This window comes from Clostridium sp. AM27-31LB (assembly GCF_003480745.1).
Taxonomy (GTDB): Bacteria; Bacillota; Clostridia; order Lachnospirales; family Lachnospiraceae; genus Butyribacter; species Butyribacter intestini.
In genome coordinates, this window is record NZ_QUJS01000003.1 from 199,580 (window position 1) to 226,230 (window position 26,651).

A 26,651-nucleotide genomic window follows, 5' to 3' on the forward strand; every position below is an offset into this window, starting at 1 on the left:
ACGCCTGACAAGAGATAGAGAGATTAAAAAGGAGCAAGATAGATGGAGACACCAATCTGTGATTTTGTGAAAGGATACGCCGACAATGGCTTTTCAAGATTTCATATGCCGGGGCATAAGGGAAGAAAATTTATTGGTTGTGAGAAATACGACATAACGGAGATAGATGGTGCAGATGTATTAAGCCATGCAGATGGAATAATAAAGAAAAGTCAGGAAAATGCGGCAAAACTATTTGGAAGTGGTGCTTCTTTTTATTCAACAGAAGGCTCCTCACAGTGCATAAAAACGATGCTTGCCGTTGTTTTTGCCGATTACAGAAGAAAGCTTTTACATGAAAAAACAGACAAGCCGGCAAATCTTTGTGAGGCCCAAAAAACAGATAGGCAGGAAAAACTTTGTGAAAACCAAGATACAGATGCGAGATCTATTTGTGAAAATGAGATAATTGAAAAGCCAGAAGCAATACCAGAGCGTGCATATGTACTTGCAGCAAGAAATGTCCACAAGTCTATGATAGATGCACTTGCACTTCTTGACCTTGATGTGGAATTTATTTATCCCCAAGATGCGGACAGTATATGCGTGAGTATGGTGACACCTGCAGACATTATGGAATATCTTGAAAAAGTATCAGACAATACAGAAATAAAGACAGAAGAAATAAAAAAAATACTAGACAATGCACAAAGAGATGATATAAAGTTATCAGATACAGAGCAAAAGAACATATGTGGGAAAGAAAATAAAAGAAATACGCTGCCGATGGCAGTATATATAACTTCTCCTGATTATCTCGGAAATACCGCCGACATAGAGGGAATATCAAAAGTATGTGAAAAATATGACATTCCATTAATTGTCGACAATGCACACGGGGCATATCATGCATTTCTTGATGAGGAAAAATACGGAAAAATTCATCCGATAAAATGCGGAGCAGCTATATGTTGTGACTCGGCACACAAAACACTTCCGGTTTTGACAGGCGGAGCGTATATCCATGTTTCAAGGAAATATAAGGAAAGATTTGCACCATATGTCGCATCTTATATGACAATGTTTGGTTCGACAAGTCCTTCATATCTGATAATGCAGTCACTTGATATGTGTAACAGATATATTGATGAAAAAATCAGACATGAATTAAGTGAATGTATCGGACGGATAGAAAAGACAAAAAAAGTTCTTGTTGAAAATAATGTAAAAATTGTGGAAACAGAGCCGCTTAAGATAGTGATAGATACTGCGGCAGCAGGTATGGAGGGTGATAAACTCGCCGAAGAATTTAGAAAACATAAGATAGAATGTGAATATGCAGACAAATATTTTGTTGTATTGATGATAACACCGCAGAATGATGAGAAAGATTTTGAACGGCTTGAAAAGTGGGCAGTTGAAACTAAGTATAAAAGAGTGGCGAAAAAGAAAATAGAACCTAAAAAACTTATACTGCACAGGGCAGAAAGAGTGATGAGCATAAGAAAAGCGGCATTTTCGCCGTACAGGAAAATAAAAGTTTCTGATGCCAGTGGCAGTATATGTGCATCACAGACAATAGCGTGTCCTCCGGCAATCCCTATAGCCGTGTGCGGCGAGAGGATAGACCAAAATATGATAAGTATATTTGAGGAGTACGGAATAGATTATGTAAATGTTGTAAGTTATTGATTAGGTAATTGCGAAAGGCGGATTAAAGATGAACATTTTATTTCCAACATGGAAAAGTTTTGGAGTTGAAGATATAAAAGAGACATTTGAAGAATTGGGATATAAGGTATCATTATATGAAAGAGAACCGAAAAATTACCGCATTGACCCAAGATACAAATCAGAAATTAAAAAATATATTAAAGAAAATGATATAGATGCTGTGTTTACATCAAATTATTATCCGGTTATATCAGATGGCTGCAATGACCTTAAGATACCGTATCTTTCATGGTGTTATGACAGCCCGCTTATACTTACATATTCAAAATCAGTCTTTAACGAGGTAAACAGGATTTTTATATTTGATTCGCTGATGGTTCAGGAACTTAGAAATCTGGGTGTGAAAAATGTCTGGTATATGCCTATGGCAGTGAATGAAAAAAGGCTTGCAGATTTAAGTATTTCACCGCAGGACAGAAAGATTGTTGAGAGTGATGTTTCATTTGTCGGCAGGCTTTATACGGAGGAACACAATCTTTATGACAGAATGGAACCAAAACTTGATGATTATACAAAAGGCTATCTTGAGGGGATAATGGAGTCACAGAGAATGATATACGGCTACACATTTATTGAAGAACTCCTAACACCTGACATAGTGGAAAAAATGATGGCTGCAATGCCTGTAAAAGTGCAGGAAAACGGGATGGAGAGTATAGAATATATCTATGCAAATTATTTTTTATGCCGTAAGATGACACAGCTTGACAGAACGGAGATATTCAGTTATTTAGGTGAGAAACTTCATGAAATAAAGCTTGAAAACGGAAGAAATATAGCTCCAATGAAACTTTACACATCAGAGCCGACACCACAGTTAAAGGGAATAAAAAACATGGGCGAAGTCCACTATATGTATGAAATGCCGCTTGTATTTAAGTACAGTAAGATAAATCTCAACATCACGCTAAGAAGCATAAGAAACGGAATACCGCTTCGTGCAATGGATATAATGGGGGCAGGAGGATTTTTGCTCACAAATTATCAGAATGATTTTGCAATGCACTTTGTGGATGGGGAAGATTATGTTAGTTACAGTGACAGAGAGGATATGCTTAACAAGATAAAATATTATCTTGAACATGAAGACGAGAGAAAGATGATAGCAGAAAACGGATGCAGAAAGGTGAGAGAGGAGCATACATATACACAGAGGCTGTCGGAGATAATTGGGAGCATTTAACACTATGATGCAGAACTTGTCAAACGAGGGGTGAGAGCAGAAAACATACATCACTATGGTTTTGCGTTTAGAGGTAAAGAGGTGCTAATAGACGGACGGTAGATGTTTTCGGAACAGTTCCCAAATCTGCAATAAAATTCCCAAATCTGCAATATCTATTGAAAAGATAAATGATAAATGGTATCTTCTGGTAAATCAAACAGGAGGTATTTGAGGGATGATTGACAGATATATAAATCTTTTGATAGACAGAGGAATAATATGGCAGGGAGAAGAAGAAATATATAAGTATAAACTGACTTGTTTTCTTGAAAAAACATTTACGATAAGTATAATGATATTGATAAGTCTGATTTTCAGACAGACCATCAGTATTGTTATGTTTATCGTATCTTTTTTTTGGCTGAGAAGCAGAATGGGTGGCTTTCATCTTGATTCTTTTAAGGGGTGCTTTGTAGGCACCATAGGCACAGAGATAGTGCTTATACTTCTGATAAAATATCGTGTCGTACCGCTCATTATATCGGAAATATTGTCTGCAATCGCGGCAGTTATCATCTTTATTTTAGGGGCATCAAACCATCCCAATATGAATTATGACAAAGACGAATACCGTTTCAATAAAAAATATGCAAGACTTATAGTAATCGTAGAATTTTCGGCAATTCTCTTTTTTATCGGGTTAGATGTATCAGAAATATATATCCAGGCAGTGGAATATTCGATTATACTTTCAGCGGTACTTCTTGTGATGGCATTTACAATGGGTCAGCATAAAAAAGTTTATTATTCATAAAAAAATTGTAATTTCGACAAAAAATTCCCAAATATGCAATAAAATTTCCAAATCTGCAATATCTATTGAAAAGTGAAAAATTAAGTGATATTTTTCTATTGCAGCGAAGATGAAGAAATTAAAGAGAAATTAATTTTAGTATGTAATCGCTGCACTGTGGGTCATAAAAAATGATGTGCCGGCAGAGATTTTTGTAGAGAATATAAATAATAAACAGGGGGCGAGGCTTGTTATGAAAAAAAGATTGTATATGATAATTGCCTTATTGTGCTGTGGCAGTGTGATAAGCGGATGCAGTATGAGTCAGGAAAGTATGTCCGGAGATGACAAAGAAAATAATAATGTTAAAGTAGAGAAAACGGTAGATGATAATAAAAAGCAGGAAGAAAAGAATGAACAGGAACAGCAGGTTTACGATATATATACAGCTAAAATAAAAGACTGTACTGAGCAGACAAATCCATCAGACTTTTTTCCGGAAAATTCAGATTATAAAGAAATAAAAAAAGAAGAGGTAAAAACAGGGGAAGATAAAGATGGGGTATGGGAGGATTCTGAAAAAAATTATCTGCTTTGTGAGTATGGAAGAATATGTTATACATCAAAGGATTATGATTTTATATATTCAAACTTACTTTATGATGGTTATGGTGTATTTAGGGACAATTTTAACGAGCTTCTCGCTGATGGTAAAGTAAATGGCATTTCAAAAGAAAAGGCAATAAAAAAAATGAGAGATATAGCAAAAAGTAATGGAATAATGGCTGATAATGTGGTTGCATATCCTTTTACTATTAAAAACATGACTAAGTTAAGCAAGATGTTTATGTCTGATAAGGAGTATGAAGAATATAAAAATAATGAGAAGAACAAGGATGATCCAATAAAAAGAAAATTTTATAAAAAAGACGAGGCATATCTTGTGGTCATGAATGTTATGGCAGATGATAAAATTCTATACAATAAAGAATATGACTATGGAAATAGAGGATACTCAGGAAGCTATTGTTATGGTATAGTCAGTGCCAAGGGAGTGGAAGCTTTTGATGCAGACGGCATTTACGAAAAACTGTCAAAAGATAAGGATAGTATTTCAATTTTATCAGAGAAACAGGCAATAGATAAACTAGATAAGAGGTTTGAGGATGTCATTTCAGGAAAAATAAAATGTAATCGTTTAAGCATAACATATATAGCGATCAAAGCAAAAAAGAATGACAACAGTTATGCGGTTATTCCGGTGTATTTGTTTGATATTACACAGGAGATTATTGATAAAAAAACAAACGAAACATATAAAGATAAATATAATCTGTTTCTCGATGCGGAGACAGGTGAGTGGATAGAGTAGGAGAAAAGAGATGCATTTTTTTGATATGTGTAGGACGGAGCGTAGACGGCTGTTTAATATCAGTATATGTGGCAAGACCATATTGATAGCTGTTTGTGTACTGGCAATGGGAGTATTGACATTTATAAATGAAAATCCAAATATAGAAATGACGGACAAATATTTTTATGAGCTGTTTCGCTTATATTTTTCAAGGGGAACATTTTTTCAGCTTTTGTTTGTACCTGTGGGTTATTATATAATGTACGGGATATGCACTGATTTAAAAGAAAAGATGTCATATTTTTTTGTGACAAGGTCAAATATCAATGCTTATATAGCTGCTAAATTTGTTGTTGGGATTTTATATGCTTTTGTTATGTTTGAGTTGATATTTAATATATTTTGCATATGTGGAACAAATATTTTTAAAATAGTTGATTATTCCGATTATTCATGTGGCTCAGATGTGTATGAGGATGTGTTAAAGATAAATCCGTATTTATATTTTGAGTTAAGGATATTTATCGCATCGCTGATAATGAGTCTTTTTGTTGGAGTGGGAATGTTTGTTACAGTGTTTTTTTGCAACAGGTATATTGGAGCTTTGTCCGCTTTTTTGGCATATATTATTATTGTTAAAGTTGAGGTGACATTAAATAGTGTTAATAAATTGTTTTGTTATGAAATTATTGTAGCAGGTGGGACAAGACCGTGCTCATCGGCGATTGCCTCTGTGGGGGTGATAGCCGGAGTTACTATTGCGAGTCTGTTTGTTGTGTATATATTGTATTATAAGTTATTTAGGAGGAAGTTAAGTGGGGAATAAGATTAAAAAAATAATAAAATGTGATATGATCGGGATGACATCAAACCATAAAGTTTATCTGAGCCTGATAATTTTAATGTTTTTTTTGCATGACAATTTTGAGCCGCTTTTCAAATTTGCAAAGGAAGTTGGCTACAGGGTGACGCCGTATTTACTTCCGTTTAGCTTTAAGCAGCCGTTTATGAAGCTTGTGATTTTTTGCAGTGTGCTGCTGATATTTTCTGATGCACCGTTTCTTACAGATTTTCAGGTGTTTATGTTGTCGCGTTCAGGGAAAAAATGCTGGTATATCGCACAGATGATATATCTTGCACTAGGCAGTATAATGCTCACGGTTTTTATGGCTGTTTTTCCTGTTGTAATAAATTTATCTGTGATAGTGTTTAAAAGCGGCTGGGGAAAAGTTATAAAGACATTAGCGTCGAAGCAGGATTTTATACAACCAATATCTTATGGAGTAGTAGAACATTATCAGGTGGACACGGTTATGGTATATACAGTTGCAATGTGTGTGCTATTGTTCTTTTTTATGGGTATGGTGCTGTTTTTATGTAATACGGCATTAAAAAACAAGGGAATAGGAGTGTTTATTATAACTGCATTGATCCTTATAGATTGGCTTAACAATATAATAAATGCTAATGTTGGATTGTTATGGCTCTCACCCTTTTCATGGGTAGATATTTCAGTGATGGCATATTCAAGAGAAAAATGGTATCCATCGGCTGGGTATGCGGTAATATTTTTAACTGTTGTCAATGTAGTTTTAATAGCTGTTACATATATTGCTGCAAAGAAAAAAGATATAAATACATATGCAGAAGGCTGATGCTGTCTTGAAAAAAAGAAAGATGATAGAGGGATAAATATAATGAACAATGAAATAATTATTGAAGTTAATGAGGTATTTAAAAAATATGATGATGCCACTGTTCTCGATAATGTATCTCTGGAAATAGAGAAAGGAAAAATCTATGGACTTGTCGGCAGAAACGGTTCAGGAAAGACCGTACTTATGAAATGTATATGTGGTCTGATAAAGCCGACAAGCGGGGAGGTAAAAGTTGCCGGGAAAACGGTAGGAAAAGATGTTGATATTCCGGAGGATATAGGTGTCATTATTGAGACACCGGGCTTTATACCGAATTATTCCGGCTTTAAAAATCTGAAGCTGCTCGCATCTGTAAGAAATAAAATATCAAATGAAGAAATCAGAAAAAGCATGGAGATAGTCGGGCTTGACCCAAAGAGCCGTAAGCACGTTGGCAAATATTCGCTCGGTATGCGCCAAAAGCTTGGCATAGCACAGGCTATTATGGAGAAACCTAAGATATTGATACTTGATGAGCCGATGAATGGACTTGATAATGAATCAGTGGCAGTAGTAAGAAAGATTTTAAAAGAACAGGCTGAGAATGGTGCAACGATAATCCTGGCAAGCCATAACAGGGAAGATATAGATGTGCTGTGCGATAAAGTTTATACAATGGATCATGGTGTTATAGAATGTGAGAGATGAAAATTTGCATTTCAGACCATTATTTTGCCCTCTCAGTCAGGATTTTGTTCACAATCTCTATTTTGTGTTATAGTTATTGTATAAAACACAAAGGAGGAAACATATTTGGGGACTGATATTATTAAAATAGCTATATGTGACGATGAAAAGGTTATTATAGACAGATTGAGGGGGTATATCGAGAAGTATATTAAAAAAGCAGGACTTCCATATAAGATAGACATTTATCAGTCGGGTGAGGAGTTTGCAGCTTTAGAAAAAGCCATGAGCGGGTATGATATTGTTTTTATGGATGTGAATATGAAAGAGATGGACGGGATAAAAACGGCTGAAGATCTCAGAAAATACAGTGACGGGACATTTCTTGTATTTGTGACTGGTTTTATTGAGTATTCACTGGCAGGATATAAGGTTGATGCCATAAGATATATAATAAAAGATGAGACAACTATAGAATCTGACATTGTCGAGGCTTTGAATGTTATTTTAGAAAAAATGGGAAGAAGCGTTCATGAGTTTGTATATGATTTTGTTGAACAGAGAGAAAAAAAGGTAAATATTGACAACATAGTCTATATTGAAAATTCTTTACATAGGGCGTGTTTTCATTTAGTTGAGAATGACAGCGAAAAAGAATATACAGTTTATAAAAAGCTGGATGATATAGAACAGGAGATTAAAGAGGAGAAGTTTGTAAGGATTCACCAGAGTTTTATCGTTAATATGGATTATGTGTGTGATGTAAAGAGATATTATGCCAAGCTTGTAAATGGAAGGGAACTTCCGGTATCAAAACAGAGGTATAAATCCGTTGCCTGTGAATATATAAAGCAGAGAGGAAAATTATAATGAATGTTTTACAGAGTTATCTGATTATACTTATTGAAATGTCATGCTTTTTGATATTCAGTTCGTCATTTTATAAACCTGAGTTTAGATTTAAAAAATGGACGAGAGTTGTCTATGTATTTGTTATGGCAACGCTGGTTCTTATTGTAAGTGATGTTTTTGGACAAAGTCCTATACTAAAACAGATATTAAATATAGTCATTCTTGTAACCGTGAGTATGATTATGGAAAAGAAAAAGTTTGAAAGGGCAGTTATAGTATCAGTTTTATTTATATTCTTGCTGCTTGCTGCTGATATAATAACAATATTGATAGATAGCAATGTATTTAAAATTGATACAAATGGCTCATATAGTATAAATGTGTTTGTAATACTGTTGAGCAAGTCGGTATTGTTATTGCTTATACTTATCTTCAAAAAATGTATGAGCAGAAGATGGCTTGAAAGTGTCGAGACAACAGATGTATTCTTTTTGATGATATTTCCCATCATATCAATAGCCTGTATTTTATTTACACTTAAAATAGAAATCGCAGTAAAGTTTCAAAATGAAATGCAATTTGTCTGGATAGTTATGGTAAGCCTTATAGCAATGAACATACTTGTGATATTTTTTATGGATGATCTTGCTGAAAAAGCAAAGTTAAAGCGGGAAAAGCTTATGTTTGAGATGGATGTAAAGAAACAGCAGGAAATGTATGAGTCGCTCGAAGAGAATGTAAAGCAGCAGAGAAGTATATCACATGAATATAGAAATAACCTTTTATATATTGGGGGACTGCTTCAGAAAAAAGAGTATGATGAACTTTCGGATTATCTGAAAAAGTTGAGCGATGGAAATATGGCAGGGGAAGATGTCATAGATACAAATAATCCGGTGGTAAATATTATATTGAACACAAAATATTACGAGGCAAAGAGGGCAGGAGCTTCATTCATATGTAAAATAAACGACCTGGCAGGAATTACGATGATGGAGGGGGAGCTTATTTTAGTTTTGTCAAATCTTTTAAATAATGCCATCGAGGCAGTTGAAAAATGCAAGGGCAGAAAGATGATAAAGTTAAAGACCGTTATTGAAGATGAAAAATTTATTGTATCCGTGAAAAATACTTTTGACGGAAATCTTAGAAAAGACGGGGAGAGATTTCTTTCGACAAAAAGAGAAAATAATGAGCTTCATGGTATAGGTATAAAAAATGTTATAAAAGTAGTTGAAAAATATGACGGATTTTATCTGTTTGAGCCGGAGGGTGATGAGTTTAGTGCGATTGTTATAATTCCGATGGATTTTTAGGGAGAATGATGAGAGAAATTATGAATAAGAAAAGCCGGCAGATTACTCTACCGACAATTCGCTGAATAAAAGACTGTAAATCTTTTCATTTTTCTTTTTAAAGTTTTTGCATACCTGTATCGCTTCTTCCTCGGTCGGTACATTGAGGGAGACTTCAAGGAGTACACTGCCTCGTTCTACTATTGAACAGCGGGCGATGTACTCTTTGTTTTTGACATGGGTGTAATCAGTATGTATCGAGGTATTCTCTACAATGCTTACCCTATTTTCAGAGAGATATTTTCGTATCTGTGCCTTTGTGCTGTCAGGGAGCTGTTTGCCAAAGAAAGTAAGTATTTCCTGACCGGCAGGCTTTATCTTATAATATGAAGTTGCGTGCGTCTGCTCACTCTCTATCATATCATCTTCAAGCAGGTTGGTGAGCGTTTCCTGTATTGAAAAATAATCCGTATAATTGTTTGTAAGGATAAAATCAGAGATGATAGCGTTTGACATTGGCTGTTTTGTCAGACTTAAAAAATAAAGTATTATCAGTTTATACAGCTTTCGTGATTCAGGTGTCATTAAAATCCCCCATTTCTTTTAAGTTTTTGTCCCTGATATATGCCACGCACCTTTAATTCATGGCTCAGGGTATTTAAAACCTGTCGTTTGTTTTTGCTCCATTCAGGTGCTATAAGTAAATCTTTCGGTCCGTCTCCGGTAAGCCGGTGTATAACTATGTCAGGCGAGAGTTTTGCTATACATTCACATAGTATGTCTATATATTCGTCCGGTGTCAATATATGAAAACTTCCCATAAGGTCAGCTAAAGCAGTATCTTTTAGGATATGAAGAAGCTGCAGCTTTATGCCCTGAATGTCCATTTGATTAAGATAATCGATAGTTTCATATAGATTATCGGCATTTTCGCCCGGAAGTCCGATTATGACATGGACGATAACGGTTATGTTTCGCTTTCTAAGTTCATGAACAGCTTTTTCAAATACCTCCAGTGTATAACCACGGTTTATAAACTCAGCAGTTTTTTCATGCTTTGTCTGTAGACCAAGTTCTACCCAGACTGGTTTTATATGGTTCAGCCTTTCAATAAGGTCATATATTTCAGATGAGAAACAGTCGGGTCTTGTGCCGAGGGAAAGAGCTGATATAAGAGGGTGGTCTATTGCCTGCAAGAAAATATCTTCAAGATATGAAACGGGAGCATATGTATTTGAAAATGACTGAAAGTATGCTATAAATTTTTCTCCAACAAATTTTTCATTTGCCTTTAGTGAATTTATTCCGGTTTCAATTTGTCTTGTTATGTCATTGTCTTTATCATGTTTTATGGCAAAATCCCCCGAACCTCCGTTGCTGCAGAATATACAGCCGTCCGTGGAGACAGTGCCGTCACGGTTTGGACAGCTCATGCCTCCGTCAAGGGCAACTTTATATATTTTTTCACCGAAAGTTTTTTTCAAATAATAATCGAGAGAGTAGTAAGGTTTTTCGCCCCACCGTTTTATATGTTCATTTTTTTTCATATATTAAGTTACTTTATGTTTGCCTTTACTGCCTGAGATACCACATCTGCTACACGAGGGTCAAAGGCTTTGGGCATGATATTGTCCTCATTTAAATCCTTTTCGTCTACAAGTCCTGCGATAGCAAGTGCAGCAGCAAGTTTCATTTCTTCAGTTATCTGTTTTGCGTGGCCTTCAAGTGCACCCTTGAATATACCAGGGAAAGCAACGACATTGTTTACCTGATTTGGAAAATCTGAACGGCCTGTGCCGACAACTTTTGCTCCGGCTTTCTTTGCCGCATCAGGCATTATCTCAGGAACAGGATTTGCCATTGCAAAGAGGATGGCATCTTTGTTCATGCTCTTAACCATATCTTCTGATACAATGCCCGGAGCTGACACACCTACAAAAATGTCCGCACCTTTGAGTGCGTCTGCGAGAGTACCTGTTTTTCCTGTAAGGTTTGTAACTTCCATCATTTCTTTCTGCATCCAGTTAAGGTCGTTGCTTGCTTTTGAGAGAATACCTGATTTGTCGCACATAACAACATCCTTAAAGCCGTATCTGAGAAGAAGTTTAGTGATGGCAACTCCGGCAGAACCGGCACCGTTTACAACGACATGACATTCTTCTTTTGTCTTTCCGACAACCTTAAGACCGTTTATTATTCCGGCGAGGACAACGATAGCCGTACCGTGCTGGTCGTCATGGAAAACAGGAATGTCAAGTGCTTCTTTTAATCTTGTTTCTATCTCAAAACATCTTGGAGCTGATATATCTTCAAGGTTGATGCCACCAAAAGCAGGTGCTATATTTATAACGGTCTTTATTATCTCCTCGGTATCCTGCGTATCAAGGCAGATAGGAAATGCGTTTACATTGCCAAATTCCTTAAACAAAACAGCTTTTCCCTCCATAACAGGCATGGCAGCCTCAGGACCGATATTGCCTAAACCGAGAACGGCACTGCCGTCAGAGACAACGGCAACAGTATTTGCTTTGATGGTATAGTTGTATGCTTCTTTTTTATCTTTTGCGATTATCTTGCAAGGCTCAGCGACACCGGGTGTGTATGCGATAGCAAGGTCTTCTCTTGACTTTACATGACATTTTGGTGTTGTGTCGATTTTTCCGTTCCATTCTTTGTGAAGTGCAATAGCTTTTTCGCTGTTTGTCATTTTTATTTCCTCCGTTTGTTTTACTGATATATGATTTGAAATTTTTATATAAGTTTGCGATACCGTATATAAAAATGAATGTTACATAGATAAGAATACCATATATGAAAAGTTTGGTCAAAAATATAAATGAGTGTGTACCTTTTAAACAAAAAGCTTAATGTTGATTGAGGAAAGGCTGTTCCGCCATAAAAAGAGAATTTAGTATTTAATTTATTGCATTGTCAATTATTTTTTTGGCTGAGCTGATGTAACAGGTCAGCCTTGCTTTTTTTATCCTTTACAAATGCTAAAAGATTGTGTATAGTAAATTGAAAGTATTATAAAATTATTCAGACACTATCGTGAAATTAAAATCCCGGAATCGTCAATATAATTTAAAAATTAAACAATCAAAGAAAAATCAAAATGTATTTGTAAAGGAGCAAAATAATGTCAGATTTAGAAAAAATGTCTCTTGTTGAACTTAGGGTTGCAGGCAGAAAGATGGGCGTGAAGAATGTAACAACTTATAAGAAAAGAGAGCTTTTAGAGTTACTTTTGGAAGTTGAAAAGAAGCAGTCGTCAAATGCGGCAGAAAGTGCAGTGGACAATGCTGAAAATGCATCAGCAGATGTTAAGATAAAAAAGACAGAAAACAGAAAAAAAGAAGAAAAGAAAGATGATATTCCGGCTGCAGAACATGATAATGTGGCTGAACAGGCAGGAACAGCAGAGTCAGATTTAAAGAACGGTGATAAAATTGAGAACGCAGATGAAAAAAGACCACAGTTTCAGAATTCGTATGTGAGAAATGATTATAATGAAGAACATAAAAATACATACAGAAACAGGAGAGAGGGTGGCATCCAGTCATCATACGGAAGAACAGGCAATGTGCGTGGACAGCAGAGAAACAATGGCAGAATGAATCAAAGACAGGGCAATAATCCTTATTCAAATCAAAATCCGGGTTATTCACAGAACGGCTACCAGTCAAATTCTAATCATGGCGGTTATCAGAATAATTATAACCAGAATAACGGTCAGTCAAACGGCGGATATTCGCAGAATGGTTATAACAACGGCTATCAAAATGGCAGTTACAGTCAAAGCGGTGGTTACGGTCAGAATGGCGGTTACGGACAGAACAATTACAGCCAGAGTAATAATTATCAGAACGGCGGCTATAATCAAAACAACAATTATCAGAACCAGTCAGGTTCATATTCAAACAACTGTTATCAGAATGGCAGTTATGGAAATCAGGGTTACCAGAATAATGCTGCACAGAACACGGCGGATATTGACAAGCAGCCTGATTTAAGTCAGCTTGACAGCGGTGAGTCAAGAGAGGGAATCCTTGAGATAATGACAGAGGGTTACGGATTTATCAGATGCGACAATTTCCTGCCGGGTGATAATGATGTTTATGTATCTCATGCACTCATAAAGAAATACAGACTCCGCACGGGAGATATTCTTAAGGGAAATTTGAAAGTCAGAAGCCAGAGTGAGAAATTTGCGGCATTGCTGTATGTTGTTACTGTAAATGGTTATCCGGTAGAAGATCTTTTGGCAAGACCAAAGTTTGAACAGCTCACACCTATCTTTCCAAATGAAAAGATAAGACTTGAGACGGACGGTGCGACTATCTCAACAAGAATGATGGATATAATTGCTCCTATCGGCAAGGGACAGCGTGGAATGATAGTTTCTCAGCCAAAGACAGGAAAGACAACACTTCTTAAGCAGGTTGCAAAGGCTATAAAGACAAATTATCCTAAAATGAACCTTATTGTTCTTCTTATAGATGAAAGACCTGAGGAAGTTACTGATATAAAAGAGTCTATCATGGGACACAATGTTGATGTTATCTACTCCACATTTGACGAACTTCCTGAAAATCACAAGAGAGTTTCAGAGATGGTAATCGAGAGAGCAAAGAGACTTGTTGAGCATGGCGAGGATGTTACGATACTTCTTGACAGTATCACAAGACTTGCAAGAGCATACAATCTCACGGTGTCACCGAGTGGAAGAACACTTTCCGGAGGTCTTGACCCGGCTGCACTTCATATGCCGAAGAAATTCTTTGGTGCAGCGAGAAATATGAGAGAAGGCGGAAGCCTTACCGTACTTGCAACGGCACTTGTCGATACGGGAAGCAAGATGGACGATGTTGTATTTGAGGAGTTTAAGGGAACAGGTAACATGGAAATGGTTCTCGACAGAGGACTCTCGGAAAAGAGAGTATTCCCGGCTATAGATCTTCCAAAATCAAGCACCAGAAGAGACGACCTTTTACTCACACAGGATGAGAAAGATGCGGCTTACCGCATACGCAAGGCTTTCAGCTCAATGAGAAATGATGAAGCTGTGGAAAAAATCATAGATTTGTTCAGAAAGACAAGAAACAACAGGGAATTTGTTGAAATGATAAGAAAGATACATTTCTAAAATCAGTTCAGCCTCTCATTTATTACATTCGTAAACCTGCCAGCGAGCTGTCAGTCGCTGCTATGCAGCTTGTGTTTACTTCATTTCATAAATGAAAGGCTATTCCGCCCCAAAAAACAAGCCAATAATACATCGAGCAAGCTCGTGTATTATTGACTTATCTTTTTTGGGCTGAACTGTTACAAAAAATAAAAATGTGCTTGCACTTTTATACTAAGTGTGTTATAATAATGAAGTTGTGTTGAAAATTGAAATCGAAAAGATACAGTCCTACATTCTGGGTGTGATCTTTTTCGTGATATGTATTTGCTGTCGTGATGGCAGCGGAATGGAGGTCATAAGACATGAGAGAGGGAATTCATCCTAATTATTATCAGGCTAAAGTTGTTTGCAACTGTGGTAATGAGTTTGTAACTGGTTCTACAAAGGAAGAAATTCATGTAGAAATCTGTTCAAAATGTCATTCTTTCTACACAGGTCAGCAGAAAGCTGTTAAGGCTCGTGGTGCGATTGACAAGTTCAACCGTAAATATGGAATGCAGGCAAACTAAATTAGTGTACTGTATCAATGACTTTAGTATAAGAATAATGTAAGATTCGGTCTTATAGATGGTCACAGCAACCAAAAGGGGGCTGTGACCATTTTTCATTGTATAGGTAAATGCTCGTGAAGTAGTGTGACACCAGGAGCAAAACGCTGGTTTTGCTCTTTTTCATTTGGAGGGTATTATATGAACAAAAAATCGGTAGTAAAACCATCAGGCATAGGAGGGCAGGCGGTTCTTGAGGGTGTCATGATGAAAAATAAAGACAGATATGCCGTTGCCGTCAGAAAACCTGACGGAGAGATTGAGGTAGAAGAAGGAACTTGCAAAAGCCTCAGAGATAAATACTTTATCTGCGACCTGCCTATAATAAGAGGTGTTGTGACTTTTGTAGAGTCGCTGGTACTCGGAATGAAAAGCCTTACGGACTCATCAAAATATTTTGAGGACGAGGAAGATGATGCAGAGGAGATTGACGAGGACAAAAAGGAAAAGCGTGAAAAGGTGGAAACGACTTTTACGGTCATTTTGTCGATAATACTTGCGGTTGGGATTTTTATGATTTTACCGTTTTTCATATCAGAACTTTTGAAAAAAGTTGTCGCATCAGAAAAACTTCTTGCAGTGATAGAGGGAGTTATAAGGATTTTACTGTTTATCGGTTATGTATTTGCGATTTCCTTTGTTGGAGATATAAAGCGTGTCTTTATGTATCACGGAGCAGAGCACAAGACAATAAACTGTGTTGAACATATGCTTCCACTGACTGTCGAAAATGTAAAAAAACAGTCGAGAGAACATAAAAGATGTGGAACAAGTTTCATTTTTATAGTATTATTTATAAGTATTATATTTTTTATATTTATAAGAGTTGATAATATGTGGCTTAAGATTTTGTGTAGGATTTTGCTGGTGCCTGTTATAGCCGGAGTTTCCTATGAGTTTATACGGCTTGCGGGAAAATCAGAAAACAGCATTGTAAATGCACTGAGTAAGCCGGGTATGCTTATACAGAAACTAACGACAAAAGAACCAGATGACTCTATGATAGAAGTTGCGATAGCTTCGGTAGAGGCTGTCTTTGACTGGAAAGAGTTTCAGAAAAATAAGGATGCAGAGTGACTATAAAAGATATATATGCAGTTTTTGTATCGTGTTCAGACAAAAGGTACGGAAGTGAGGATTACGATGATAACATATCAGTAATTCAAAAGTATGTGCAGGAATGAGGATTAACATGATAACATATCAGGAATTGTTAAAAAGCGGAGAAAATGAACTCGTGTCATCAAATATTTCAGATGCAGAGCTTGACGCATGGTATCTGCTTGAGTATATTACGGGGATGAGCAGGGCAAAATTTTTTCTTGATAGAGATATGGAAGTGTCTGATGAAATAAAAGACAGATACCTCTCACTTATCCATATGAGAAAAGAACATATACCATTGCAGCATATAACGGGAACTCAGGAATTTATGGGATTTGACTTTTTTGTAAATGAAAATGTCCTGGTTCCAAGACAGGATACGGAGTGCCTTGTCGAAAATGTCCTTCCCTTTGCACATGGAAAGAAGATACTTGATATGTGTACGGGTTCAGGCTGTATTATAATATCACTGAAAAAACTTGAGGAAACAGCAGAATGTACCGGTGCTGATATTTCTAAAAAGGCCCTGGAGGTTGCACAGAAAAATGCGGCTTCAAATGAAGCTGAGGTTTATTTTATGGAAAGCGATATGTTTGAGAAAATAAACGGAAAATATGATATTATAGTATCAAATCCGCCTTATATCAGACCTGATGTGATAAAAACTCTTGAACCGGAGGTGAGGGAGCATGACCCGATGCTTGCACTTGATGGCGGAGATGATGGTCTTATGTTTTACCGCATACTTGCAAAAGAGGGAAAAAAACATCTTGCCGGTCCGGGGATGATGTTTATGGAGATAGGGCATGACCAGGGAAGAGCCGTAAAAGAGATTTTTGAAAACGAGGGCTTTAAAGAGGTTGTCGTAAAGAAAGATTTGTGTGAAAATGACAGGGTTGTTATGGCTGTAAAATAAAAGTTGAAATTTTGTTATGCAAAAAAGAATACACAGGCTTTGCTTTAAAGATTTTTAGGATTTATACACTGAATATAAATATAAACAATATTTTTATATGGAGGAAAAACGATGTTTGATAAATTAGAAGAACTTGTAGGACGCTTGGAAGAGATAAACATGATGCTCACTGAGCCGGAGGTTATCAATGACCAGAAAAAATACAGGGAGCTTATGCGTGAGCAGAACGAACTTACTCCTATCGTTGAAAAGTACAAGGAATACAAGGCTGCAAAAGATGGAATAGAGGACAGTCTTGCGATACTTGACGAGGAGAGTGACGAGGATATGCGTGAACTCGCAAAAGAGGAACTTAATGAGTGCAAGGAAACTGTTGAGAAGTGTGAGCAGGAGCTTAAAATTCTCATGCTTCCAAAAGACCCTAACGATGAGAAGAATGTTATTGTCGAAATCCGTGGAGGTGCAGGCGGAGATGAAGCAGCACTTTTTGCGGCAGACCTTTTCAGGATGTATTCAAAATTTGCCGAGGCAAACCGCTGGAAAGTAGAAGTTATGAGTGCGAGCGAGAATGGAATCGGTGGCTTCAAAGAAATCGTATTTATGGTAATAGGTGCAGGTGCGTACTCAAAACTTAAATATGAGAGTGGTGTTCATCGTGTGCAGAGAATACCTTCTACGGAGTCGGGCGGAAGAATTCATACATCAACGGCAACGGTGGCAATTATGCCGGAAGTTGAGGAAGTTGATGTTCATGTAGACCCTAATGACTGTAAGATTGATGTGTATAGAGCATCAGGAAACGGCGGTCAGTGTGTAAATACAACGGACTCGGCAGTGCGAATCACACATATCCCTACGGGAATAGTCGTAACATGTCAGGATGAGAAATCACAGCTTAAAAATAAAGATAAAGCCATGAAAGTTCTCCGTTCAAGAATTTATGACATGGAGCAGGAAAAGGCAAACAGCGAGCAGGCAGCAGAGAGAAGAAGTCAGGTAGGAACAGGTGACCGTTCAGAGAAGATAAGAACATACAACTTCCCACAGGGCAGGGTTACAGACCACAGAATAAAGTACACAAGCCACAGACTTGGAGAGATACTTGACGGTGATATAAATGAGCTTCTTGAAAATATCATTGCGGCAGACCAGACGGCAAGACTTGCGAAGATGAGCGAGGAGTAAGTTTTATGTAGGTTGTGTTGATTGTGCAGCTATAACAGAATAATACCGCCGGCACGCTTTCGCTATGTTGTCACTCGTAGCAGTACATAAAGTCAGCAAAAGACGCTGACTGAGTACTGACGGTGACAAAAATGCCGGCTAACATTATTTGTTATAGCTGCACAATCCAAGCAAATATTACGACAGAATAATAATGTCGGTATGCTAATGTTAAAATAAATTTTGCTACAAAAATAATTGTATGCAACCACGCATTATATATGTTTGGGATTTGCATACATTTATGTATATATATTGTTTTAAAGAGGAGATTTGGTTTGAAATCAAAGGATTTAATAATCACAAGCGAGTCTAACGGACAGATTAAAGAACTTATAAAACTTCAGAAGCAGGCGAGGGAGCGAAGAAAGACTAAGAAATTTGTTGCAGAGGGGATTAAGATGGTTCTTGAGGCAATCAATTTTGATAAGCTCGATAAATTATATGTTTCGGAGTCTGCTTTTGACAGGACGGCACAGAGACTTGGTGATAAGCTTGAAAGAATACCGTATGAGGTTGTTGCCGATAATGTTTTTAAACAGATTTCCGATACGGTTACACCTCAGGGAGTTCTTGCTACAGTCAATATGCCTGAGTACGATGTTAAAGAAATTCTGTCGGATGAGAGAAAAGCGTGGGTGCTTTTGGATGATTTAAGAGACCCCGGCAATCTAGGTACTATAATAAGAACATCGGAGGGGGCTGGAATGTCCGGTGTTATTATGAGTAAGGAGAGCGTTGACCTTTTTAATCCTAAAGTGGTGCGTTCAACGATGGGAGCAATATTCAGGGTTAAGTTCTGTTATGTTGAGTCGCTTATAGACATTATAGAAGAGATTAAAAAATCCGGATATGATGTGTATGCAACGGCAATGGAGGGCAGTGAGGTATATGACTGTGTTGATTACACAAAGGGTTCCGCCTTTATAATAGGCAATGAAGCAAACGGTGTATCTGATGCAGTGTTTGAAAAAGCATCAAAGCGTATCAGGATTCCTATGGAGGGAAAATTGGAGTCGCTTAACGCAGCAGTATCAGCCGCCATAATAATGTATGAGATGGCGAGACAGAAACGAAAATAGACTGTTATTTAGTTTATTTGAGGTTGTGAATAATAGTTGAATAGAGAAACGAAAGTATCATTTAGTTGACAAATACAGTTGTTTGAGCTATATTCAGTGAATAAATGCGATAAAATCGTACAAATCATATACTCTCGGAAATCCAGCCAAAATAATTCGTTTTGAAAAGATACTGAGAGATTATGGTATAGGAGAGGAGGAAAATATGGAACCGATGTATTGGCTTATTGCCATGGCGATACTGCTTGTCATTGAGATAATCACTATGGGGCTTACGACCATATGGTTTGCGGCAGGAGCATTAGCAGCGGTTGTTGCAGCACTTTTTCATGCTCCGCTCATCGTGCAGTTTGCATTGTTTTTGACCGTATCGGTGGTATTGTTCTGTTTTACAAGACCTATTGCAGAAAAATACCTAAATAACAGCAGGACAAAGACAAATATAAACAGTATTATCGGTGAAGAAGCAAAGGTTACAGAGGAGATTGACAACTTTAACCAGAAAGGTGCGGTTGTTGTAAGAGGGCTTGAGTGGACAGCGAGGAGTGTTAATGACAATGAAATCATTCCTGAGGGTTCAAAAGTCAAAGTAAAAGAGGTAAATGGAGTTAAATTGCTTGTAGAAAAGCAGAATTGGTAGAAGGGAGATATGAAAATGCCATTTTTAGCAGCTTTAGTAATATTGATTGTAATTATACTTTTGTCATGTATAAATGTAGTACCACAGGCAAGGGCGTATGTTATTGAGAGACTTGGAGGATATCAGGGGACATGGGGAGTTGGAATCCACTTTAAAATCCCTTTTATAGACAGAGTTGCAAGAAAAGTAGATTTAAAAGAGCAGGTTGCAGATTTTCCACCACAGCCGGTTATTACAAAAGACAATGTAACAATGAGAATAGACACTGTTATCTTTTATCAGATAACTGATCCTAAACTTTATACATACGGTGTTGAAAATCCGATAATGGCTATCGAAAATCTCACAGCTACAACGCTTAGAAATGTTATCGGTGAGCTTGAACTTGATGAAACACTTACATCAAGAGAGATTATAAATGCAAAAATGCGTTCATCACTTGACACGGCGACAGATCCATGGGGAATAAAGGTAAACAGAGTCGAGCTTAAGAATATCATTCCGCCGGCAGCAATCCAGGATGCGATGGAAAAACAGATGAAGGCAGAGCGTGAAAAGCGTGAAGCAATCCTTCGCTCACAGGGAGAAAAAGAGTCGGCAATCCTTGTTGCGGAGGGAAAGAAACAGTCAGCAATCCTTGATGCGGAGGCTGAGAAGCAGGCTGCGATACTTAGAGCCGAAGCCAAAAAAGAGGCAACTATCCGTGAGGCTGAAGGTCAGGCTCAGGCTATACTTGCGGTTCAGCAGGCAAACGCAGATGGTATAAAGATGCTTAACGATGCGGCTGCATCCGACAATGTTATCAAATTAAAGAGCCTTGATGCATTTGCAAAGGCAGCAGATGGAAAAGCAACAAAGATAATCATTCCGTCAGAGATACAAGGGCTTGCGGGACTTGCAAAATCAGTAACCGAGATTGCAAAAGAGAATTAGGTTGTTGCGAAAATGATTATATGTTGCGAGAATTTCGCAAGTACCTGTTTTAATATTAAAAAGTAGGAGTCTGTCACTGGCAGACTCTATATGTGTATTATTACATCATAGTATAAAAAAGAAATGGAGGACATATCAATGGCTATCAATTTAAAAGGACGCAATTTTCTTACTTTAAAGGACTTTACACCGGAAGAGATACAGTATATGCTTGATCTGTCGGCTGATTTAAAGGCGAAAAAGAAAAACGGAGTATCAATTAAAAACTACACAGATAAAAATATCGCACTTATATTTGAAAAGACAAGCACACGCACACGATGTTCTTTTGAAGTTGCAGCAAATGATATGGGTATGGGAGTTACATATCTTGACCCGTCCGGTTCACAGATAGGCAAAAAGGAGAGTATACCTGATACTGCAAGGGTTCTCGGAAGAATGTTTGACGGTATCGAGTACCGTGGATATGGACAGGATATTGTAGAAGAACTTGCAAAATATGCAGGAGTTCCGGTATGGAATGGTCTTACAAATGAATATCATCCTACACAGATGCTTGCTGACTTACTTACCATCAAAGAGCATTTAGGAAAGATTAAAGGTGTAAAACTCGTATATATGGGGGATGCCCGTTATAATATGGGAAATTCGCTTATGATAGCGTGTGCAAAGATGGGGATGCATTTTACGGCTTGTACTGCAAAGGAATATTTCCCAAATCAGGAACTTGTTGAACAGTGTCAGGAATATGCAAAGGCATCAGGCGGTTCTATTACACTTACTGAGGATGTTGAGAGTGGAACAAAAGGTGCAGATGTTCTCTATACTGATGTATGGGTATCAATGGGTGAGCCTGACGAAGTATGGGCAGAGAGAATAAAAGCTTTATCACCATATCAGATAAATAAAAAAGTAATGGAAAATGCAGGCAGGGATGCGATATTTATGCACTGTCTTCCGGCATTCCATGACCTTAAGACCAAAATCGGTAAAGAAGTTTATGAGAAATTCGGAATGAGCGAACTTGAGGTTACTGACGAGGTATTTGAGTCAGAGCAGTCGGTTGTGTTTGATGAAGCCGAAAACCGTATGCACACTATAAAGGCAGTTATGGTTGCCACACTTGGAGAAAGGGAATAGTGTGAAAATTAACAGCAGGAAAACCTGTAAAATATAGTAAACAGCAATTTTCACACTCAAGATTTGTGCTTTGCACAAACTTGTTAATGTACAAAAAGGCACAGAAAAGAGGATGACATGAAAAGTGAGGTACTACGCATTTTACGCGAAGCGGGAGATGAGTGTGTTTCGGGGCAGAGTTTGTGTGAGCGTTTCGGCGTGTCAAGACAGGCTGTCTGGAAGAATATTACGCAGCTTAAGGAAAAAGGATTCGAGATAGAGTCAGTTTCTAATAAGGGATATAAACTTAAGAGTGAGCCTGACATATTAAATGCATCAGCGATAGAAAGTTATCTGCCAAAGGACTGCATTTGCAAGAAAGCCGTGACATATGACACGATAGATTCAACGAATACAAAGGCAAAGCAGCTTGCCGAGGCAGGTGAGCCGGAGGGAATTTTGCTGGTGGCTGACGAGCAGACATGCGGCAAGGGCAGGCGTGGCAGAAAATGGTGCTCTAAAAAAGGTGCAAATATTTTTATGACACTTCTCATAAGACCCAAGACTGAGCCTAAACATCTTTCGGGTATCACGCTTCTTGCGGCAATGTCTGTTGCAGGAGCAATAAAAGATGTGTGTGGTGCGGACACAAAGATAAAGTGGCCTAATGATATTGTACTTGAAAAAAAGAAAATATGTGGTATTCTTACTGAGATGAGTTCAGAGATGAACTATGTAAATTATGCCGTTATAGGAATAGGCATAAATGTAAACGATGATGATATACCTGACGAACTTAGAAAAAATGCTTCTTCAATATATCTGGAGACAGGCAAAATGACAAACAGGAATAAACTTACAGCAAAGGTTGTAGAGAAATTTGATGAATATTACAAAAAATTTCTTGAGACAAATGATTTGTCGCAGGTTGTCGATAAGTATAATTCTATGCTCATAAGCATGGACAGTGAAGTAAAAGTGCTTTATGGCATGGCGGAGACAGCAGATCCTAAGGAAGAAGAAACAGGTATCGCAAGAGGAATAGACAAGGACGGTGCACTGCTTGTCGAGACAAAAGACGGCATTAAGAGCATTGTGTCCGGAGAAGTATCAGTAAGGGGGTTGTATGGCTATGTATGATGAGGCTGATATAAACAGTGAAGCGGTGATATTGTGTGCGGCAAATGCCTATGAACAGAAATATTATCTCAATGAAAATTTCAGTTCACTTCCACAGACCATTAAGGATGAATTACAGATAATGTGTGTACTCTATACGGCAGAGATAGGTGGGATTTTTTCATTACAGTATGATGAAGAGGGCAACCTTTATATGAATGTCGTAGCAGAGGAAGACGATTTTTCATTTGACGAGATAGGAAGTGCATTAAAGATAAAAGCATTGCAAAATGAGAAAAGGGATCTTCTTGAATCACTTGAAAAATATTATAAAGCAGTGATATTACACGAAGATTTAGATGCTATACAGACGCAGGAATAATAAATTATATATGGCTTTGTGTGATAACATATATAGAAATGTGAGGAAAAAAATCATGTTATTAGCAGTAGATGTTGGAAATACGGATGTGACATTTGGAGTATTTGATGGAGAGAGACTTGCAGCAAGGTTCAGATTTACTGTTCAGGTTCCGAGAACATCAGATGAATACGGAGAATTATTGTGCAATATTTTAGAGCAGAAAGGGTACAAGCCTGACGATATAACAGAGGTTATAATAGCATCGGTAGTGCCTAAGATGATGTACTCCTTTACGAGTGGTATAATCAAGTACCTCAACTGCCATCCTATAGTTGTCGGAGCCGGTACAAAGACAGGCATAAGAATAGATACGATGAACCCAAAAGAAATAGGACCTGACAGGATAGTGGATGCAGTAAGTGCGTTTGAACTTTATGGTGGACCTATAATCGTCGTGGATTATGGAACAGCGACAACTTATGATCTTGTGACAGCAGATGGTGCATTTAAGGGCGGAGTTATCAGCCCGGGAATAAGAATATCGGCAAATGCACTCTGGAACAACACGGCTAATCTTCCTGAGATAGAGATAAAATGTCCCGGAAATATTATTGCTAAAGATACTATTTCTGCAATGCAGGCGGGACTTTTTTATGGAACGATAGGTCAGACAGAGTATATCATAAGAAAGATTAAGGAAGAATCCGGACTTATGGATGCTAAAGTCATCGCAACAGGCGGGCTTGGAAAAGTTGTATATGAAAATACCAAGTCTATAGAGATATATGACGGTGACCTCACATTAAAAGGGTTGCAGCTTATACACAGCAAACAGAAAAAATAGAGAGTTATGAGTGAATTTTATATAGGAAATGTAAAAATAGACGGTAATCTTGCTTTAGGACCTATGGCAGGAGTGACGGATATGCCATTTCGCATGATTTGTAAAGAGTTTGGTGCAGATCTGCTTTACACTGAGATGATAAGTGCAAAAGGCATCTATTATAAAAATAAAAATACCGAACCTCTGTGGCAGATAGACGATACGGAGCATCCGGTAGCATTGCAGCTTTTTGGTTCAGAACCGGAACTTATGGCGGATATGGCGGAGCAGATAGAATACAGAAACTTTGACATACTCGATATAAATATGGGCTGTCCCGTGCCAAAAGTAGTAAACAACGGTGAGGGTTCGGCACTTATGAAAAATCCGGAACTTGCCGCAAAAATAGTGAGAGCCATATCAGACAGGATAAAAAAGCCTGTCACGGTCAAATTCAGGAAAGGTTTTAATGACGAAAACATAAATGCCGTTGAATTTGCAAAAATGATGGAACAAAGCGGTGCAAGTGCCGTTGCGGTACACGGCAGGACAAGGGAAGAATATTACTCCGGAACGGCGGACTGGGATATAATAAGAAAAGTAAAGGAAGCAGTAAAAATCCCGGTCATAGCGAGTGGAGACATATTTACCCCTGAAGATGCGGTAAGATGCAAGAACGAAACAGGCTGCGACGGTCTTATGATAGCGAGAGGTGCGAGAGGAAATCCGTGGATATTCAGGCAGATAAAGGAATTTGAAAAAAGCGGTCAATATCAGGACAAGCCATCATTTGATGAGGTGGCAGCTATGATACTCAGACATACAAAAATGCAGATAGAATATAAAGGTGAATATCTTGGCATACGCGAGATGAGAAAACATGTCGGCTGGTACACGGCAGGCTATAAGAATTCATCATCAATACGCAGACAAGTAAATGAAGTAGAAAATTATGAGCAGTTAGAAAGACTTATAAATGATTGCAGGAATTTATAAAAAACGATAGTTATAATTTATACTGGCTGTATTACAAATATTGAAAATTGTAAAATATTTATAACAAACTGCCATGATTTGAGAAAGATGCATTTAATTTAGCACATAATTAAAACGAAATGGAGATAAAGATGGAAGAACTTATTCAAAAGATTGAGAGATTAAAGAAAGAAAACGATTTTGTCATACTTGCACATTATTATGTGGACGGTGCTGTTCAGGATATAGCAGACTATGTTGGAGACTCATTTTATTTAAGCAAGGTTGCGACAAAAGTTGAGGCAAAAAACATATTATTTGCAGGCGTGTCATTTATGGGTGAGAGTGCAAAACTCTTAAATCCTGAAAAGCATGTATATATGGCAGATGTGACTGCCGACTGTCCTATGGCTCATATGGTAACGGTTGACCGTATAAAAGAAGTAAAAGAGCAGTATGACGATGTTGCCGTAGTCTGTTATGTAAACTCAACAGCCGAGATAAAGGCAGTATCAGATGTGTGTGTGACTTCATCAAATGCCATCAAGGTAGTAAAAAACATAGAGAATAAGAGGATATTCTTTGTGCCTGACAATAACCTTGGAAGATATGTTGCAAAGCAGTTGCCTGAAAAAGAGTTTATATTCAATGACGGATTTTGTCATGTCCATAAGAGTATTGATCCGGAGCTTGTCAAAGAAGCAAAAGAGCATCATCCTGACGCACTCGTGCTCGCACATCCTGAATGTACTGAGGATGTACTCGAACTTGCCGATTATATAGGAAGTACGGCAGGAATACTTGATTATGCAACAGAGAGTGACTGCAAGAAATTTATCATCTGTACAGAGATGGGCATATTCTTTAAACTCAGCAAGCAGAATCCTGACAAGAAGTTCTATTCAGTAGGACACAGACAGTTCTGCCCGAATATGAAGAAAGTAAGCCTTGAAAAAGTGGCAGATGTAATGGAAAATCCGATTGAGGAAGTAATTCTTCCTGATGATATAATGGATGAAGCCTGTAAACCGCTTCAGAAAATGCTTGAACTTGCAAAATAGACAAACATTCAGCATTTGGATTATTATAAAATGAATGGCTGTTACATTAAATAAATAGC

General features: G+C 37.5%; 26 protein-coding genes. 23 read left to right on the forward strand and 3 right to left on the reverse strand.

Annotation, left to right across the window (positions count from 1 at the left end):
* Positions 1-42 precede the first annotated feature (42 nt).
* The 9 genes from DW721_RS16050 (at position 43) to DW721_RS06545 (ending at position 9,517) form a co-directional block, all read left to right on the forward strand.
* Complete coding sequence (locus DW721_RS16050; RefSeq protein WP_182436237.1) at positions 43-1,671, forward strand: hypothetical protein; 1,629 nt, start codon at positions 43-45, stop codon at positions 1,669-1,671.
* 28 nt (positions 1,672-1,699) lie between these two features.
* Positions 1,700-2,896, forward strand: coding sequence for a DUF3880 domain-containing protein (locus DW721_RS06510; protein ID WP_118745208.1), 1,197 nt, complete (start codon positions 1,700-1,702; stop codon positions 2,894-2,896).
* A 217-nt stretch (positions 2,897-3,113) separates the two neighbouring features.
* Positions 3,114-3,692, forward strand: coding sequence for an accessory gene regulator B family protein (locus DW721_RS06515; RefSeq protein WP_055945982.1), 579 nt, complete (start codon positions 3,114-3,116; stop codon positions 3,690-3,692).
* Between the two features lie 232 nt (positions 3,693-3,924).
* Positions 3,925-5,043, forward strand: coding sequence for a hypothetical protein (locus DW721_RS06520; protein WP_118745209.1), 1,119 nt, complete (start codon positions 3,925-3,927; stop codon positions 5,041-5,043).
* 10 nt (positions 5,044-5,053) lie between these two features.
* Positions 5,054-5,851, forward strand: a complete 798-nt coding sequence (locus DW721_RS06525) for a hypothetical protein (protein WP_118745210.1) — start codon at positions 5,054-5,056, stop codon at positions 5,849-5,851.
* Positions 5,841-6,680: a hypothetical protein gene (locus tag DW721_RS06530; protein WP_118745211.1), complete on the forward strand. Its 840-nt coding sequence runs from the start codon at positions 5,841-5,843 to the stop codon at positions 6,678-6,680. The genes DW721_RS06525 and DW721_RS06530 overlap by 11 nt, the downstream gene beginning before the upstream one ends.
* Before the next feature lie 42 nt (positions 6,681-6,722).
* Positions 6,723-7,370: an ABC transporter ATP-binding protein gene (locus DW721_RS06535; RefSeq protein ID WP_118745212.1), complete on the forward strand. Its 648-nt coding sequence runs from the start codon at positions 6,723-6,725 to the stop codon at positions 7,368-7,370.
* A gap of 105 nt (positions 7,371-7,475) precedes the next feature.
* Complete coding sequence (locus tag DW721_RS06540) at positions 7,476-8,219, forward strand: LytTR family DNA-binding domain-containing protein (RefSeq protein WP_118745213.1); 744 nt, start codon at positions 7,476-7,478, stop codon at positions 8,217-8,219.
* Positions 8,219-9,517, forward strand: a complete 1,299-nt coding sequence (locus tag DW721_RS06545; RefSeq protein WP_118745214.1) for a sensor histidine kinase — start codon at positions 8,219-8,221, stop codon at positions 9,515-9,517. Before DW721_RS06540 ends, DW721_RS06545 begins: the two co-directional genes overlap by 1 nt.
* 42 nt (positions 9,518-9,559) lie before the next feature.
* Here DW721_RS06545 and DW721_RS06550 read toward each other — a convergent pair whose 3' ends face one another.
* From DW721_RS06550 to DW721_RS06560, 3 genes are read right to left on the reverse strand one after another with little or no spacing between them, the layout of a single operon-like run.
* Complete coding sequence (locus tag DW721_RS06550) at positions 9,560-10,081, reverse strand: DUF4364 family protein (RefSeq protein ID WP_022014069.1); 522 nt, start codon at positions 10,079-10,081, stop codon at positions 9,560-9,562.
* Entirely contained in the window at positions 10,081-11,043 is a 963-nt protein-coding gene (locus DW721_RS06555; protein WP_243035966.1) for a TIGR01212 family radical SAM protein, read from the reverse strand. Before DW721_RS06555 ends, DW721_RS06550 begins: the two co-directional genes overlap by 1 nt.
* Positions 11,044-11,051: 8 nt before the next feature.
* On the reverse strand, positions 11,052-12,203 hold the full coding sequence (locus tag DW721_RS06560; protein WP_118745215.1) for an NADP-dependent malic enzyme: 1,152 nt from the start codon (positions 12,201-12,203) through the stop codon (positions 11,052-11,054).
* 432 nt (positions 12,204-12,635) lie between these two features.
* On the opposite strand from DW721_RS06560, the gene rho reads away from it, so the two are divergent.
* The 14 genes from rho to nadA all read left to right on the forward strand — a co-directional run bounded on the left by rho (position 12,636) and on the right by nadA (position 26,592).
* A complete protein-coding gene (rho, locus tag DW721_RS06565; protein ID WP_118745216.1) occupies positions 12,636-14,642 on the forward strand; it encodes a transcription termination factor Rho in 2,007 nt (668 codons plus the stop codon).
* A 344-nt stretch (positions 14,643-14,986) separates the two neighbouring features.
* Positions 14,987-15,193: a 50S ribosomal protein L31 gene (gene rpmE / locus DW721_RS06570; protein ID WP_022014073.1), complete on the forward strand. Its 207-nt coding sequence runs from the start codon at positions 14,987-14,989 to the stop codon at positions 15,191-15,193.
* Between the two features lie 180 nt (positions 15,194-15,373).
* A complete protein-coding gene (locus DW721_RS06575) occupies positions 15,374-16,309 on the forward strand; it encodes a DUF1385 domain-containing protein (protein WP_118745217.1) in 936 nt (311 codons plus the stop codon).
* Positions 16,310-16,424: 115 nt separating this feature from the next.
* The gene (prmC, locus tag DW721_RS06580; protein WP_118745218.1) at positions 16,425-17,252 is read left to right on the forward strand and encodes a peptide chain release factor N(5)-glutamine methyltransferase; all 828 of its coding nucleotides are present in this window, start codon (positions 16,425-16,427) and stop codon (positions 17,250-17,252) included.
* 111 nt (positions 17,253-17,363) lie between these two features.
* Complete coding sequence (gene prfA / locus DW721_RS06585; protein WP_022014076.1) at positions 17,364-18,437, forward strand: peptide chain release factor 1; 1,074 nt, start codon at positions 17,364-17,366, stop codon at positions 18,435-18,437.
* Between the two features lie 317 nt (positions 18,438-18,754).
* On the forward strand, positions 18,755-19,558 hold the full coding sequence (locus tag DW721_RS06590; RefSeq protein WP_022014077.1) for an RNA methyltransferase: 804 nt from the start codon (positions 18,755-18,757) through the stop codon (positions 19,556-19,558).
* Positions 19,559-19,763: 205 nt separating this feature from the next.
* Positions 19,764-20,198: an NfeD family protein gene (locus DW721_RS06595; protein WP_118745219.1), complete on the forward strand. Its 435-nt coding sequence runs from the start codon at positions 19,764-19,766 to the stop codon at positions 20,196-20,198.
* A 15-nt stretch (positions 20,199-20,213) separates the two neighbouring features.
* Positions 20,214-21,131 carry an SPFH domain-containing protein gene (locus DW721_RS06600; protein ID WP_022014079.1) on the forward strand — a complete coding sequence of 306 codons (918 nt, stop codon included), beginning with the start codon at positions 20,214-20,216 and terminating at the stop codon, positions 21,129-21,131.
* 138 nt (positions 21,132-21,269) lie between these two features.
* On the forward strand, positions 21,270-22,271 hold the full coding sequence (gene argF, locus DW721_RS06605) for an ornithine carbamoyltransferase (RefSeq protein ID WP_022014080.1): 1,002 nt from the start codon (positions 21,270-21,272) through the stop codon (positions 22,269-22,271).
* A 117-nt stretch (positions 22,272-22,388) separates the two neighbouring features.
* Positions 22,389-23,390: a biotin--[acetyl-CoA-carboxylase] ligase gene (locus tag DW721_RS06610; RefSeq protein ID WP_118745220.1), complete on the forward strand. Its 1,002-nt coding sequence runs from the start codon at positions 22,389-22,391 to the stop codon at positions 23,388-23,390.
* Positions 23,377-23,751 carry a DUF6145 family protein gene (locus tag DW721_RS06615; RefSeq protein ID WP_243020541.1) on the forward strand — a complete coding sequence of 125 codons (375 nt, stop codon included), beginning with the start codon at positions 23,377-23,379 and terminating at the stop codon, positions 23,749-23,751. The genes DW721_RS06610 and DW721_RS06615 overlap by 14 nt, the downstream gene beginning before the upstream one ends.
* A 55-nt stretch (positions 23,752-23,806) precedes the next feature.
* The gene (locus DW721_RS06620) at positions 23,807-24,577 is read left to right on the forward strand and encodes a type III pantothenate kinase (protein ID WP_022014083.1); all 771 of its coding nucleotides are present in this window, start codon (positions 23,807-23,809) and stop codon (positions 24,575-24,577) included.
* A 6-nt stretch (positions 24,578-24,583) separates the two neighbouring features.
* Positions 24,584-25,552, forward strand: a complete 969-nt coding sequence (dusB, locus tag DW721_RS06625) for a tRNA dihydrouridine synthase DusB (protein ID WP_118745221.1) — start codon at positions 24,584-24,586, stop codon at positions 25,550-25,552.
* A gap of 131 nt (positions 25,553-25,683) precedes the next feature.
* The gene (gene nadA, locus DW721_RS06630; protein WP_118745222.1) at positions 25,684-26,592 is read left to right on the forward strand and encodes a quinolinate synthase NadA; all 909 of its coding nucleotides are present in this window, start codon (positions 25,684-25,686) and stop codon (positions 26,590-26,592) included.
* The last annotated feature ends 59 nt before the right edge of the window (positions 26,593-26,651 follow it).

Coding starts and splice junctions, on each gene's coding strand:
- DW721_RS16050 (WP_182436237.1), top strand. CDS start 43: ATGGAGACACCAATCTGTGATTTTGTGAAAGGATACGCCGACAATGGC.
- DW721_RS06510 (WP_118745208.1), top strand. CDS start 1,700: ATGAACATTTTATTTCCAACATGGAAAAGTTTTGGAGTTGAAGATATA.
- DW721_RS06515 (WP_055945982.1), top strand. CDS start 3,114: ATGATTGACAGATATATAAATCTTTTGATAGACAGAGGAATAATATGG.
- DW721_RS06520 (WP_118745209.1), top strand. CDS start 3,925: ATGAAAAAAAGATTGTATATGATAATTGCCTTATTGTGCTGTGGCAGT.
- DW721_RS06525 (WP_118745210.1), top strand. CDS start 5,054: ATGCATTTTTTTGATATGTGTAGGACGGAGCGTAGACGGCTGTTTAAT.
- DW721_RS06535 (WP_118745212.1), top strand. CDS start 6,723: ATGAACAATGAAATAATTATTGAAGTTAATGAGGTATTTAAAAAATAT.
- DW721_RS06545 (WP_118745214.1), top strand. CDS start 8,219: ATGAATGTTTTACAGAGTTATCTGATTATACTTATTGAAATGTCATGC.
- DW721_RS06550 (WP_022014069.1), bottom strand. CDS start 10,081: ATGACACCTGAATCACGAAAGCTGTATAAACTGATAATACTTTATTTT.
- DW721_RS06555 (WP_243035966.1), bottom strand. CDS start 11,043: ATGAAAAAAAATGAACATATAAAACGGTGGGGCGAAAAACCTTACTAC.
- DW721_RS06560 (WP_118745215.1), bottom strand. CDS start 12,203: ATGACAAACAGCGAAAAAGCTATTGCACTTCACAAAGAATGGAACGGA.
- rho (WP_118745216.1), top strand. CDS start 12,636: ATGTCAGATTTAGAAAAAATGTCTCTTGTTGAACTTAGGGTTGCAGGC.
- rpmE (WP_022014073.1), top strand. CDS start 14,987: ATGAGAGAGGGAATTCATCCTAATTATTATCAGGCTAAAGTTGTTTGC.
- DW721_RS06575 (WP_118745217.1), top strand. CDS start 15,374: ATGAACAAAAAATCGGTAGTAAAACCATCAGGCATAGGAGGGCAGGCG.
- prmC (WP_118745218.1), top strand. CDS start 16,425: ATGATAACATATCAGGAATTGTTAAAAAGCGGAGAAAATGAACTCGTG.
- prfA (WP_022014076.1), top strand. CDS start 17,364: ATGTTTGATAAATTAGAAGAACTTGTAGGACGCTTGGAAGAGATAAAC.
- DW721_RS06595 (WP_118745219.1), top strand. CDS start 19,764: ATGGAACCGATGTATTGGCTTATTGCCATGGCGATACTGCTTGTCATT.
- DW721_RS06600 (WP_022014079.1), top strand. CDS start 20,214: ATGCCATTTTTAGCAGCTTTAGTAATATTGATTGTAATTATACTTTTG.
- argF (WP_022014080.1), top strand. CDS start 21,270: ATGGCTATCAATTTAAAAGGACGCAATTTTCTTACTTTAAAGGACTTT.
- DW721_RS06610 (WP_118745220.1), top strand. CDS start 22,389: ATGAAAAGTGAGGTACTACGCATTTTACGCGAAGCGGGAGATGAGTGT.
- DW721_RS06615 (WP_243020541.1), top strand. CDS start 23,377: ATGGCTATGTATGATGAGGCTGATATAAACAGTGAAGCGGTGATATTG.
- DW721_RS06620 (WP_022014083.1), top strand. CDS start 23,807: ATGTTATTAGCAGTAGATGTTGGAAATACGGATGTGACATTTGGAGTA.
- dusB (WP_118745221.1), top strand. CDS start 24,584: ATGAGTGAATTTTATATAGGAAATGTAAAAATAGACGGTAATCTTGCT.
- nadA (WP_118745222.1), top strand. CDS start 25,684: ATGGAAGAACTTATTCAAAAGATTGAGAGATTAAAGAAAGAAAACGAT.